At 38.9% G+C, this 13,745-nt stretch carries 13 protein-coding genes; 10 read left to right on the top strand and 3 right to left on the bottom strand.

What is annotated here, in order from left to right:
• Nucleotides 1–159 precede the first annotated feature (159 nt).
• From ABFY09_RS09175 to ABFY09_RS09130, 10 genes are all read left to right on the top strand, one after another.
• Nucleotides 160–360 (top strand): hypothetical protein, encoded by a 201-nt coding sequence (locus ABFY09_RS09175; RefSeq protein ID WP_347984009.1) that lies wholly within the window; start codon nt 160–162, stop codon nt 358–360.
• Between the two features lie 69 nt (nt 361–429).
• Entirely contained in the window at nt 430–1,566 is a 1,137-nt protein-coding gene (locus ABFY09_RS09170; protein WP_347984008.1) for a glycosyltransferase family 4 protein, read from the top strand.
• Between the two features lie 8 nt (nt 1,567–1,574).
• Nucleotides 1,575–2,726, top strand: coding sequence for a UDP-N-acetylglucosamine 2-epimerase (non-hydrolyzing) (gene wecB, locus ABFY09_RS09165; protein WP_347984007.1), 1,152 nt, complete (start codon nt 1,575–1,577; stop codon nt 2,724–2,726).
• 36 nt (nt 2,727–2,762) lie between these two features.
• Complete coding sequence (locus tag ABFY09_RS09160; RefSeq protein ID WP_347984006.1) at nt 2,763–2,993, top strand: UDP-N-acetylglucosamine 2-epimerase; 231 nt, start codon at nt 2,763–2,765, stop codon at nt 2,991–2,993.
• On the top strand, nt 2,987–3,820 hold the full coding sequence (gene wecB, locus ABFY09_RS09155; RefSeq protein ID WP_347984005.1) for a UDP-N-acetylglucosamine 2-epimerase (non-hydrolyzing): 834 nt from the start codon (nt 2,987–2,989) through the stop codon (nt 3,818–3,820). The genes ABFY09_RS09160 and wecB (ABFY09_RS09155) overlap by 7 nt, the downstream gene beginning before the upstream one ends.
• An 8-nt stretch (nt 3,821–3,828) precedes the next feature.
• Complete coding sequence (locus ABFY09_RS09150) at nt 3,829–5,064, top strand: glycosyltransferase family 4 protein (protein ID WP_347984004.1); 1,236 nt, start codon at nt 3,829–3,831, stop codon at nt 5,062–5,064.
• Nucleotides 5,065–5,140: 76 nt separating this feature from the next.
• Nucleotides 5,141–6,466 carry an exopolysaccharide biosynthesis polyprenyl glycosylphosphotransferase gene (locus ABFY09_RS09145; RefSeq protein WP_347984003.1) on the top strand — a complete coding sequence of 442 codons (1,326 nt, stop codon included), beginning with the start codon at nt 5,141–5,143 and terminating at the stop codon, nt 6,464–6,466.
• 139 nt (nt 6,467–6,605) lie between these two features.
• The gene (locus tag ABFY09_RS09140; RefSeq protein ID WP_347984002.1) at nt 6,606–8,054 is read left to right on the top strand and encodes a phosphomannomutase; all 1,449 of its coding nucleotides are present in this window, start codon (nt 6,606–6,608) and stop codon (nt 8,052–8,054) included.
• Nucleotides 8,055–8,071: 17 nt separating this feature from the next.
• Nucleotides 8,072–9,337 (top strand): O-antigen ligase family protein, encoded by a 1,266-nt coding sequence (locus tag ABFY09_RS09135; RefSeq protein ID WP_347984001.1) that lies wholly within the window; start codon nt 8,072–8,074, stop codon nt 9,335–9,337.
• Between the two features lie 96 nt (nt 9,338–9,433).
• Nucleotides 9,434–10,414 carry a glycosyltransferase gene (locus ABFY09_RS09130; protein WP_347984000.1) on the top strand — a complete coding sequence of 327 codons (981 nt, stop codon included), beginning with the start codon at nt 9,434–9,436 and terminating at the stop codon, nt 10,412–10,414.
• Nucleotides 10,415–10,443: 29 nt separating this feature from the next.
• On the opposite strand, the gene ABFY09_RS09125 is transcribed toward ABFY09_RS09130, so the two are convergent.
• From ABFY09_RS09125 to ABFY09_RS09115, 3 genes are all read right to left on the bottom strand, one after another.
• Nucleotides 10,444–11,265 carry a hypothetical protein gene (locus ABFY09_RS09125; protein ID WP_347983999.1) on the bottom strand — a complete coding sequence of 274 codons (822 nt, stop codon included), beginning with the start codon at nt 11,263–11,265 and terminating at the stop codon, nt 10,444–10,446.
• Nucleotides 11,266–11,431: 166 nt separating this feature from the next.
• Nucleotides 11,432–12,124, bottom strand: coding sequence for an FKBP-type peptidyl-prolyl cis-trans isomerase (locus ABFY09_RS09120; protein ID WP_347983998.1), 693 nt, complete (start codon nt 12,122–12,124; stop codon nt 11,432–11,434).
• Nucleotides 12,125–12,600: 476 nt separating this feature from the next.
• Nucleotides 12,601–13,740, bottom strand: a complete 1,140-nt coding sequence (locus tag ABFY09_RS09115) for a lysine exporter LysO family protein (protein ID WP_347983997.1) — start codon at nt 13,738–13,740, stop codon at nt 12,601–12,603.
• Between the last annotated feature and the right edge of the window lie 5 nt (nt 13,741–13,745).

Below are 13,745 nucleotides of genomic sequence, written 5' to 3'. Positions count from 1 at the left end.
CTTTTTGTGGTGTCATAGGATATTTCTTAATGGCTCCAGCAGTACGCCGACTATTAAAAAAACTTCAACCAGATATTGTTAATGCACATTATGCTACGACTGCACGCTTTGTTGATTATTATCCTTGGGTATTATCAGTTTGGGGACGAGACGCGTGTTTTGACTTCAGAAATAACAGATATAGCTATTACGCCTTTTGGAGTAGATTTGAATGCTTACAAAGGCTTAACTCCAGAGCCGACTGTGAAAAATAAATTAGTAATTGGCACTATAAAAACTATGGCTCCCAAATATGGAGTAGGTACCTTAATTGAGGCGTATGCAATTTTTTTCAAAAATGCGAACGAAAGCAAGCTCTGATTAAATAGAGCTTGAGTTGAGGTTAGTGAGTGGTAGCGAAATAAATAAATGTAATATCAAAAATAACTCTTGGCAAGCAAGAGAAAAACAGGCGGTGTAGGATTTGATATGCTAAAAAAGATACTTGTTCTTTCTGAAGGTTATCCTAACCCTCAAAAAATATACAACATGAGCTTCGTTCATAGTCGTAATATTGAATATCTTAAAAAAAATATTGAAGTTGATGTGATTTCTTTCTCATCAAAAGAAGATTATGTTTTTGAAGGTGTTACAGTCTTCACCAAAAGACGAGAAATTAATTTTGATGAATATGATGTTATTTTGTCTCACGCTCCTAATATCCGTAATCACTATAAATTTTTAACTAAAAACTATAAGCGAATTAAGAGCATAATTTTGTTCTTTCATGGACATGAAATTTTGCTTACCGAGGACTATTACCCATCTCCTTATTCTTGGCAAAATAATACTTCTTGGATAAGTAGGGTATTACGAAAAAAATATGATCAGTTTAAACTACTTTTAATTAGAGAGCTTTTAAGACGAAATAAAGTAAGTTGTATTTTCGTGAGTGAGTGGATGTTAGAAGAAGGATTTAAAAATTTAAAAATAAAAAATAGAACTGAGATATCATCAAAAATAATAAATAACTCCATTAATCATGCTTTTTATAATAATAGATATATATGTGATCCATCTTATAAAAAAGCGGATTTTATTACCATTAGGCCATTAGATGGGCGTAAATACGCAGTCGATAAGGTGGTTGAGTTAGCTAGTTACAACCCTAGCTTCACTTTTCATATTTTTGGCAAGGGTGAGCTTTTTAAGCATATTGCAAAACCTGATAATGTTACTGTTTTTGATACTTTTATCGAACAGAAGGATATACCTGAGTTGCTAAATCATTATTCTGCAGCAGTAATGCCGACACGTTTAGATGCACAGGGGGTCATGATGTGTGAGATGGCCAGTTATGGAGTACCCATAATTGTTTCTGACTTACCTGTATGTAGAGAAATGCTTGAAGGTTTCCCTAACTGTATTTTTATTGGCAATGATGATTTTAGTCAAATGAAATTGGACCAGTTAAGCTTATCACCACTTACGAATTTTAATGTAATTGATAAGTTCTCTCCTGAAGTTCTAGCAAAAAAAGAACTAGCATTTATGTCAATCTCAGTTAGCTCAAAAAAACAAAATTAGGAATATATATGAAAATTCTATCTGTTTTTGGCACGCGACCAGAAGCCATAAAAATGGCGCCTTTAATCAAGTGTCTAGCTGCCGACTCTAATTTTGATAGTCAAGTATGCGTAACGGCTCAACACAGAGAAATGTTAGATCAAGTGTTAGATCTATTTGAGATAACTCCTGATTATGATTTAAACCTAATGCGTTCAGACCAAGATTTATATGATATTACTTCTGGAGTGTTATTATGCTTACGTGATGTTTTGCTAACGTTTAAGCCAGATATGGTGTTGGTACATGGTGATACAGCGACGACTTTTGCTGCTACGTTAGCTGCCTTTTATCAGAAAATTCCAGTGGGGCATGTAGAAGCTGGGTTGCGAACTGGTGACTTAACTTCTCCTTGGCCTGAAGAAGCGAACCGGGTTTTGACTGGGCGTTTAGCTACTCTTCATTTCGCACCTACAGAGCGTAATAAAAAAGCCTTATTAGCTGACCAAATTGATCCTAAAACAATAACAGTGACAGGTAATACTGTTATTGACGCCTTGCAGTGGGTTGTTAAAAAGATTGAGCAGTCGTCTGGACTTCAAAATGAAATTTTAAAGATGTTAACTATTGCTGGTTTAAATGTTGATGCTCTAAATAACCGTTATATTTTAATTACTGGGCATCGTCGAGAGAATTTTGGTGAAGGCTTTGATAGTATTTGTTTGGCTTTGAAATTATTAGCTATCGCTAATCCCACTACTCATTTTATATACCCTGTTCACTTAAATCCCAATGTTCAAGAACCTGTTAATCGCTTGTTGAGTAATTTAAATAATGTGCATTTGATTAAGCCTTTAGGGTATGAGTCTTTTGTTTATTTAATGCAATACGCTTACCTAGTGCTAACCGATAGTGGTGGCGTCCAAGAGGAAGCACCTGGTTTAGGGACGCCTGTATTGGTAATGCGTAATACCACTGAGCGTCCTGAAGCAGTACAAGCAGGAACAGTAAAACTAGTAGGCACAGACGACAATGTAATAGCCAAAGAAGTGCAGCTGTTATTAGATGATAATGGAGTTTACGAGAAAATGAGTTGTGCCCATAATCCTTATGGTGATGGGGTAGCAAGTGAGCGTATAAAAACAGCTCTATTAGATAGCTTAATCCAGAAAGAAGTATAGATATTACATTTAGCACAATTTTAAAAAGAGTCAATTATGCAAAAAATATTAACTATTATCGGGGCGCGCCCGCAGTTTATTAAAGCCTGTGTGGTTTCTCGCGCCATTCAACAAACTGAAGGCATAGAAGAAATTCTGCTTCATACAGGCCAACATTTTGATTCGAATATGTCTGACATTTTTTTCAACCAACTCAATATCCCACGCCCTGACATACAGCTTGATATTCATGGCGGTAGTCATGGGGATATGACTGGCGGATGCTGATTGAAATTGAGCAGGCCTTATTAACACATAAACCTGATCGAGTGTTGGTTTATGGTGATACTAACTCCACTTTAGCTGGCGCATTGGCTGCAGCGAAACTGCATATACCTGTCGCTCATGTCGAGGCAGGTTTGCGTAGTTTCAATATGCAAATGCCAGAAGAAATAAACCGTATACTCACAGATCAGATAAGTGATATTTTATTTTGCCCAACAGATACGGCGATGCAAAACTTAAAAAACGAAGGGTTTGATAACAAGCCAACAAAAGTCTTACAAGTCGGAGATGTAATGCAAGATTCGGCTATGTTGTTTGGTAAAAGTGCTGTTGCTCCTCATGGTACATTACCTGAGAAATTTGTGTTAACAACCTTACACCGAGCAGAAAACACTGATAATCCAGAACGCCTTGCTAATATTGTTTGTGCTCTAAATGAAGTTCACGAACGTGTTATGCCTGTTGTGCTACCATTTCATCCTCGTACCCGTAAACTCATTGCGCAGCAAGGATTGGAGCTCAACGTCCATCTTATTGATCCTGTTGGGTATTTTGAAATGGTATGGTTGTTAGATCATTGTGACTTAGTGCTTACTGATAGCGGTGGCGTTCAGAAAGAAGCCTTTTTCTTTGGTAAAGCTTGCGTCACTATGCGTGATCAGACGGAATGGGAAGAGCTAATAGAAGAAGGTGTAAATGAACTGGTCGGAGCTGATACCGATAAAATTATTGATACAGTTACGCGGAATGTCGGGCGAAAAGTTATAGATACCAAGCAGCTATATGGGGGGGGACAGGCTTCTCAGAAAATAGTAACTAAATTACTTTAAGGTCAACTGTGAATAAAACCGTTTGGATCGTTCATCAATACGCTTCTACTCCAGAAACTGGTATCGGGGGGCGACACTTCTACTTCGCTCGTGAACTGGTAAAGCAAGGTTATAATGTGTATTTGATCGCTTCTGCTTCACATCATTTATTGCGTCATAAAGTTGAAATGGATGGTGCCTACAAAGTAGAGCAGGTTGATGGTTTTAATATGGTTTGGATTAATATGCCGGACTACCAAGAAGCCCACAGCAAACAGCGTGCGCTTAATTGGTTTGTTTTCTCATTGCGTATTCAAAAGTTAGCTCTAATTATTCCTGATAAACCGGATGTAGTACTTTGCTCTTCGCCATCACCTATTTCTTTTTTGGGCGCTCAGCGAATAGCTAAAAAGTTTAAAGCTCGTTTAGTGTTTGAAGTGCGTGATATTTGGCCACTAACCTTAACTGAGATTGGAGGGTATTCACCTAAGCATCCATTTATACGTTTTATGCAATGGGTCGAAGACAAGGCTTACCGAGAATCCGATGCTGTGGTGTCTAATTTAAAAAACTCTGTGGAGCATATGGTTTCTAGAGGCATGGATAAATCTAAATTTAGTTGGGTTCCTAATGGTTTTTCGTTAGATGAAGTAACTCAGAACACACCATTAAATCAAGAAACTGCTAGTAAACTTCCGATGGATAAGTTTATTGTTGGCTATACTGGTACTTTAGGTGTTGCTAATGCTATTGATACCTTAATCGAAAGCGCTGAGCAGTTAAAAAATAATAGTGACATAGTATTTGTGTTAGTTGGTGCAGGCAAAGAAAAACGGGTCTTGCAACAATCCGTGATTGATAAAGACTTAGATAATGTGATTTTTATTGATCCAATCCCTAAGGTTGAAATTCAAGCTATGTTAAGTCGGTTTGATGCTTGTTATATAGGCTGGCTTAACGATGACCTATATCGATTCGGTATTGGTGCAAATAAGATCCCTGAATATCTTTATTCCGGCAAGCCAATAATACATGCTTATTCAGGGGCTTTTGACCCTATTGTGGAGTCTGGCGCGGGAGTGCTAGTTCCAGCTCAGGATTCGGTGAAATTAGCTGATTCCGTCCTAAAGCTTTATCAAGCACCTATAGATGAAAGACGAAATATGGGGGTAAATGGTAGGAAGTTAGCTTTGGCTGAATATGAGTATGGAGAATTGTCTAAATTTCTTGTGGCAGTTCTTTTTGGTATTAAATCAGTCAGTTGATGGATAACTGTATTTATATGTACATGAAATACATTGAAGTGAAGTACAGTGTTTTGATGAGTTTAAAGGGCTATTTATGACAGAAGAAGAAATCCCCCGATATCAATCAAAACGAGTTTTGTGGGCTTATCGAGTTGTCGATTTTTGCTTGCCTTTGCTAACTTTGTTATGTATGCAGTTTTTCTTGAGTGAGCAGCCATGGAAAACGTCTTATATTTGGCTTGGCGTTTTGTCAGGAATATTCCTTCTGTTGTCTACGCAGCTTTTAGGTGGTTATAGTCGTTATCTTGAACGCTCCATAGCTAAGAAGCTTGAAATCACCTTTAAGGCTTGGTTGTCTAGTATTCTTGTTTTATCTTTTGCGGCTTATCTTGATTATTCTATTTTTAGCTTTGCGCGATCTGTGATTCTCATGTGGATCGTTATTACTCCTTCTCTTGTATTTTTATTAAAGTTTGTCATTAACAGAAAGAGCCGTTCAACTTCTCATGGTCGTACGGAAGTGCTTGTGTTGGGTAATGGTTATTCTTTTAACGAATTTGAGTTCACATACCTAGAAAAGCATAACATTCGTCTACATACGATAATTGACTTCAATAGATCTGCTATAAATGAAAGGATTGAGACATTATCTCCAGACTTTTTAGTAATTAATTTGGGTGAAAATGCAGAACCTAAATTAATTAAAGAATTGACACGTTTAGACCTCAAAGGTGTTAACCTCCTTACTCTTCATAGTTTCATGGAAAGCTTTTTACGGAAATGCTATATCCCTTATGAATCGGTGGAGTTGAGTTACTTAGGTCGAATTCAAGCTTATGATCGATTAAATTATTTGATTAAGCGTGTTGTTGATATTTCTGTTTGTTTAGGGTTGGTTTCATTCGTGTGGCCAGTGATGTTATTTTCTGTCTATAAGATAAAAAAACAATCTCCAGGACGTGTTTTCTTCAAACAAGCTAGGGTTGGATTGCAAGGAAAAGAGTTTCAGGCGATTAAATTTCGCAGTATGCATGAAAACTCAGAGTTTAACCCCTATACACAAAAAGAAGATCCTCGTATTTTTCCATTTGGTAATGTTATGCGTCGAACTAGAATAGATGAGTTGCCGCAACTGTGGAATGTCTTTGTTGGTGATATGCATCTATTCGGTCCCCGAACTGAGTGGAATATTTTAGTAGAAGAATATGAACATGGAATTCCTTATTATCATGAGCGACATTTAGTTCGTCCTGGAATTTCAGGTTGGGCCCAAGTTCTGTATCCTTATGGGGCCAATATAGAGGATGCCCGTCAAAAGCTAATGTACGATCTTTATTACATTAAATATTGGAGTATTTGGTTGGAGATTGAAACCCTAATGAGAACCGTTTTGGTTGTTTTGAGGCGAAAAGGACTGTAGAAACCTATGACATAGACTTACACCAAATTGACAATATTGATAAAAGCATAGCGACATTAGCAGAGCGCTCTGTTTATTATGTATACATTGAGTAGACGATATCGTCTATTTTTCAGACTGTTATAGGCGTTAATCGCTGATGAATAAGCAAGTAAAAGTATTGAGTGAAGAATTGGGCGTGGCGTTTGGTACCAGTGGCGTTCGTGGTTTGGTGAAGGATCTCACGCCAGAATTGTGTTTTGCCTTTGTTGCGTCTTTTTTGCAGGGTGTTTGTTCTGGCTCTCAACGCGTGGCAGTTGGTTTGGATTTACGCCCTAGCAGTCCTGAGATTGCAAAAGCCTGCATTGCTGCCATTGAGAAAAGTGGCGCAGAAGCGGTTTACTGTGGTGTGATTCCAACGCCTGCTTTGGCCTTTTATGCCATGCAACATCAAGTGCCTGCCGTGATGATTACGGGCAGCCACATTCCTTTTGATCGTAATGGCATTAAGTTTTATCGCCCTGATGGAGAAATCAGCAAAGCGGATGAAGCGGCTATTATGGACGGTTTTGTTACCTTGCCAGATGCGCTTCCTGACACCTTGCTTCCAGATGTCAATACCGATGCTATGACGACCTTTGAAGATCGTTATAAAGCATTATTTCCAAGCAATATGCTAGCTGGCAAAAAAGTTGGTGTGTATGAGCATTCCAGTGTGGCTCGTGATGTGATTAAGCGACTGTTAGCGCATTTTGGTGCGCAAGTGGTGTCACTAGAGCGTACAGACACTTTTGTTCCCATTGATACCGAAGCAGTATCGCGAGAAGACGTTGCCAAAGGTCTGGCTTGGTCTCAAGAGCATCAATTGGATGCCATTATTTCTACCGATGGCGATGGTGATCGACCATTGATCGCCAATGAAAAAGGCGAATGGTTGCGTGGTGATATTCTTGGCGTGTTGTGTGCGGACTATCTAAAAGCCAGCCACGTTGCCGCGCCTGTGAATGTGAATACCGTTCTTGAATTAAGGGGTGAATTACAGGGGGCGGAATGTAAAACATTACGAACCAAAATTGGCTCGCCTTATGTGATCGCTGGAATGGAAACTTTATTAGAGCAAATGCCTGATGCACGCCTTGTGGGTTACGAAGCCAATGGTGGTTTTTTGGTAGGCTCAGATTTTGAGGTAAATGGCCAAACACTTCATGCTTTACCGACTCGTGATTCTGTTCTGCCTGCTTTGATCTTGCTGGCTATGGCGCATGAAAAAGACTGTCCTATTAGCGAATTGACGAAAGACTTTCCTGCTCGTCATACCGCGAGTGACCGAATAAAAGGTATCCCAACAGAAACCAGCCGACAGTTGATCAACGACATAAAAAACAGTAGAACAAAACAAGCTGAACTACTGTCTGTGATAGGAACTCAAGGAGAAGAGTTAGAAGTGGTTTCTATGGATGAAACAGACGGATTACGCATGACTTTAAACAGCGGCGATATTATTCACTTAAGACCTTCAGGGAATGCGCCTGAGCTTAGGTGTTATGTGGAGGCTTCCTCAGAAAATGAAGCTGATAATATGTTGCGGAAAGTCCTGAAGAATTATTAAGATGAGTAATATAGTGCATGAAGTTTTTTGAGAGAAAAATAGGTCAATTTGTATGGTTTTGTGCTGGTTTAATATTTGCCTTATCAATTAGTTTTCCTGATGGTTATCATATAGGGGCGTGGTTGTTGTTTCTATCATCCATTTCCCTCTTTTTTTTGAAAAACTGTTGGAAAAATCTAGATAATGATGACAAAGTTCTATTTTATGTGTTCCTGATATTTCTTATTAGTATTTGTTTTTCCATTTTAATTGACTGGTTTCATTCAGGTATATTTGTTCATAAAATGGTTGATAGATTTTCTCTCATAATTGTGGTGTTGCCAGTTTTTATCCTATTGTTACGCGCTTCAGGTTATAAAGAGGTGCTTTGGTATGGTATTTGTGTTGGTTCCATATCAGCTTTTTTGGTAGCACTTTATGAAAGAGCTATATTGGATTTGCCCAGGGCGAGGGGGGCAGAAAACCCAATAATGTTTGGTGATATTAGTATGCTGCTAGGCTTCTTAAGCTTTGTTGGAGCCATTTATTATTATAGTTGCAAAAAAATACCACTTACAATTTTATTTTTAATTGGTGGACTCTCTGGTGTAGCTAGTTCAATACTTTCAGGTTCTCGGGGGGGGTGGGTCGCGATCCCTTTTATTATTATTTTTCTACTATGGGAAAGCAGAGAGTTGTTAGGAAGAAAGCGAATAGCTCTCGCTTTTGGAACATTTTTCATGATGGTTTCGGTTGCTTTTTTTACACCTCAAACAGGTATAAAACATCGAGTCGAGGCAGCAGTAAGTAATGTTTCAAACTATGTACAAGAAACGAATAAAGTAACTTCTGTAGGTATGCGTTTTGATATGTGGAAGTCTGCTATTTATATGTTTTTAGATTCTCCTATTTTTGGTGTCGGTGAGAGTCAAATAAGAAGTATAAAGCAGGAATTAGCTGATTCGGAATATATAAGCCAAAGTTCGGTACGTTTTTTTCATGCTCATAATGAGGTGCTTGATACTGTATCTAAAAGAGGTCTAGTTGGGTTAGCTTTTTTACTGGCTTTATATTTTATTCCGCTGAAACTATTTATGAAAAAAATAAGAGAGGGCAATAATTGGAATATCAAATCTTATGCTCTTGCTGGCGCTGTAGTGCCAATGTCTTATATCGATTTTGGTTTTACTGAAGTTATATTTTCACATGATATTGGGGTCATGATGTACTTTTTTTCGATCACGATTTTCTGGGCTGCAATAAAACATGAAGAAAAAGATAGCCTGCTAACGGTGAAAAAATAGCTGTATAAATTATATCCAAAAGGCTTTGGTTTTTTTAGGTATGGTCTTTGCTATTGTAAGATCTGTTAAAAAATAAGTAATAGAGTATAAAGTTTTATGAACGTCGAAACTTGTGATTTGTCTTTAATTCTGCCTGTCTATAATGTCGAAAAATATATTTCACATTGCTTAGACTCTCTTCTCTCACAATCCTTCCAGGGCTCTTTGCAGATTGTTCTAGTCGAAGACAAGTCTCCAGATAATAGTTTGGCTATTTGTCGTGAATACGTAGCAAAATATGACAACATTGTGCTTATTGAACATGTTGAAAATGGTGGCAGTTCAGTCGCTCGAAATTCAGGTCTAGAGCAAGTACAAGGTAAATACTTTGTCTTTGTTGACCCTGATGATATTGTTCCAGAAACAGCTTTAGAAACACTTTATAAGGCAATAGAAGAATCAGGCGCTGATATTGTCAAAGGAAATAATACCTCCTTCAAAGCGGCTCAATCTCCACGTTTAGTTAACTATTCAGTAAAGAAGAAAGAAGAGTATATTGAGAGTGAATGCTTTACTGTACTGCTTAAACATGAAAAGCTACGCGGCCATCCTTGGGGGAAAATTTTCCGTACATCAAGTTTTAAAAATATTCGTTTTACGCCTGGATATCGTATGGCACAAGACTTGTTATTTTGCGTAGAGGTATTTAGTAAAGCGAACCGCTTAGTATTAATTCCTGATGTAGTGTATCAATATCGTATTCATAATAGTGGTGCAACAGGCCGTAAATATGAAACAGGAGCTTATCTGAGTTGGTTGAGATGTATTACGAGCGTAGGTGCTTTTGTTGCCACTGGGCAACAGAAAAAAGCTTATCAAGAACTTAAGGTTCGAACCCTTACTCAAATAGCTAAAGAAATACGATCTTTAAAAGCTGATGCCTTGCTCACAGTTTTGGAAGTGGTTGAGCGTACTCGTGTAGAATGGGGAATTTCTTTAAATAAGCTCATTCTCCAAGATAAAGTATCAGCTACTTCTATTCACCGTTACATATCATTTTTATCAGCACAAAAAAAAGCGCGTAGCTCAATTAAATAATCTATACGCTTTGGTTTTCTATTGCGTGTTTAGAGCTTTACATCGTAATGTTCGCAAAGTATCAGCCACTGTGGCCTATTTCTATCTTCTCTGACATTTGTTTTCTTCAAAGATATCGCTTGTGAGCCTGCAATTGGTATTGGTTTTTGACATGGATTTGATGACCTTCTTACTTCTGTTTCTTTTAACAGGGACATCATTTTAAACCACAAGTCGTCTGCCTTTGGCGCTAGTTTTAAAAAAAGGTCAGGATTGGTTGCATCTTCATGCAAAGCATTTTTAGGGTATAAAACCCCACCATATCCAATAGGAAGTAACTTTTTATCGACAACACCTGGTGTTTTTAGGTATGTCCATTGTTTGTATGGTAATAACTTTCCACTTTCATTATATGTAATCATTCGACATTCATTTGCAATGACACTGTTCGGGTAGGCTTGATGGTCGTTGTAAAGCGAAGCAAGCCACTCTGGGCGGTAAATTAGGTCGTCGTCGCAAGTTATAAGGGCTGTATCTGGAAACTCTTTTAGAGAGTAAATCAGTTTTCTATGTGAGCAGGTGAGCTCTTTTTGAAAGCGTATTTCAAATATCTCACCTACAAGATCCGTTAGCTTTTTGGGAAGCTTGTTTTGCAGCTCTTCATGCAGCCAAAGTACAATTTTTTGTGGCTTTTGAGGTTGGTTTAAAATACTGCGAATCGTAATGTCAATGATATGCAAACGAGAAGGGATGGAGGTTAATGTTACAATCACTGGTAGTGTAGGAGCATTTGTTGATTTCAGCTTTTCTAGAGAGAGACTTCTTAGTTTGATGATATTTATGAATGAGGGTATGTACTCTTTAAGTTTCACGTCTTTCCCTTTTCTAGCGAGTTCTGAGTTAGCCGTTATTCTCCTTTAGTCGCTTGCTTTCTTCAATAGCTTTCTATTGTGAGCTTGAAGGGAATAAAAAAGCTGCTTCAGAAATTCTGAAACAGCTTTTCGTTTTTCTCGTCAGTGTAACGACAGAGAAAGAAGATTACTCTGCAGCTTGAATGCTGTGTAATTCCACAACAAATTTAAGTGCAGCGTATGGTGAAATTGGGCCTGTGCCGCCAGGGCCGTAAGCTAGATCTGTTGGGATATACAGTTCGTACTTAGAGCCAACAGGCATAAGTTGTAGACCTTCTGTCCAGCCAGGGATTACACCATTTAGTGGGAAGGTGATGGATTCGCCACGTTCGTATGAGCTGTCAAATACAGTACCGTCAATTAGGCTACCTTCGTAGTCTACTTCTACTGTGTCTGTTGCAGCTGGTTTCTCACCTGTTCCTTCGGTGATGATTTTATATAACAAGCCAGATTCTGTTTTCATCACGCCTTCTTCGGCTTCTTTTTCTTTCAACCAAGCTTCGCTTGCGGATTTTGCTTCAGCGGCTTGTTTTTCTTGTTCAAGCTGAGCAAGCTCTGCTTGTTCTTGCTGGTAGGTTTGGATAGTTTGTTGAACTTCATCCAGTGTCATTTGGCCTTCTTCACCTGCAAATGCACTTTTAAAACCCGCCATGAAGGTTGCGATATCCAATTCTGAAAAGTCTTGTGACATGCGTGAACCAAACATTTTGCCTATGCTGTAACCAAGGCGCTGTTCTTTTGAATCTAGAGTGATTGTGTCAGCTGCGTAGGAATAAGACGCTGAAGAGATAACCAGCGCAGCAATAAGAGATTTTTTCATAAAAAGTGTTCCATGATTATTTTGAAAGTTGTCACTGAGTGATCTAAGCACTTAGACAGAGTTCAGTTCGCATAGCGTTTCGATTCAGTATTTTATCAAGCGGAAAAAAATTAGAAACATATAAATTCAGATATTAATACGCTTTGTGCTTCGCGGAGCCAGATCCGTTAGTATCTGTTCTAACATAAGCTAGGTGTTTTATGCCAATTTTATGTTTGAGCGTTTTTACCAAAGCGACCCCTTCACCTGCACACTTTGTTTGAGTTCCAAAAGATCTTTTTTCATTTACAAACGGCTCCGCAAAGGACAAAGCATGCAATGAGGTTAATCTGCAGCTCTTATAGGAGACAATCGCTTTTACACAAGCATGACGGTGTTTGCTAAAGGTCGTTTCTTTACAATTCGATCTTTACGAATTTTTGACAAATTTAACCTCCTCCTAGCCCCAGTTTTGTTAAGAAGGGGGCTGGGAGAGGTTAACTTGGGTTGATGCCAATGAAAAGAGGAATCAAGATTGGGCAGAGTATGCTCATGATGAATCCGCTGGCGATGCAAACAGGGACGATTTGCGCGCCATGAAACTTACCTAACATAGGCAAGGTGAAATCCATAGCAGTGGCGCCAGAGTAACCAACGGACATGTGACTGTTTAATCGGGCAAGAAACGGGATGAGCATTAGAGCGAGAATTTCGCGGCTGAGGTCAAGTAAGAAGGCTGTGGTACCAAGTACTGGATCGCCAAGCCCGGTGATTAAAATGCCCGATAGGCTGTACCAACCAAATCCAGAGACAACAGCAAGCCCTTGGTGCCAGCTGAGACCTAATACTAAGCTGCCTAACCAGCCAGCGAATAAGGTCGTGATGATGGTGACCAGCGCAATAATAACGCCTTGAGAGTTTAGGAAGAGTTTGCGTAGGCGATAGTTGCCTTGTCTGAGTTGGCAGCCAATCAAGAACAATAAGAAGTAGAGTAAAAAAGTCACCATTTCATCGATGCCGGACACCCAATCTTTGGTGAAAAATCCCACAATGATCCCGGCAACGACCCAAGCTATGGATTTCGCAGCATCCATTAAAGCATGGCTTTGTTTACCCTCTGGGTTCTGCGATAAATGTTTTGCATGTGTGACACCGAAGCGCCTTCCACTTATATAAAGCCCAAATAAGCTGATCGCACTAACGAGCACAAAAAACACGACAGCTTGATATCCAGCAACCAGTAGCTTTTCTGCAAGATTGTCGAGCGCACCAAGACTGAAGCCTATTAACCCCAAAATTAGATACACCAGCTGCTCTAGCCACTTCGCCACTCGAGCGGGAGAAAACACTTTGATATTCACCCAATAACCGAAAAGTAATGAGATAAGTAATGGGCCGAGCGTCGCGAGAATAGTCATGTAATAAAGATCGTCCATAATTGAGTTTTTAGGGCGCGTCATTGTCGCGAGAATTTCCCATAAATACAATGATGTAAGCTGGTGTGTTTTGGCTGTGGTGGTTTTCTGTGCATTGTTGGGGGATAGGTGGTAAATTGCTCGGCTGTTTTTTTGTGTTCTATGGATAGTCGGCGGTGATGTGTGGTTAAGCGTTTTCCTGTTTTGAAAGAAGTCCTTCATTTATT

This window comes from Marinomonas sp. 5E14-1, assembly GCF_039939215.1.
GTDB lineage: Bacteria > Pseudomonadota > Gammaproteobacteria > Pseudomonadales > Marinomonadaceae > Marinomonas.
This window is presented reverse-complemented; position numbering and strand designations above follow the sequence as displayed.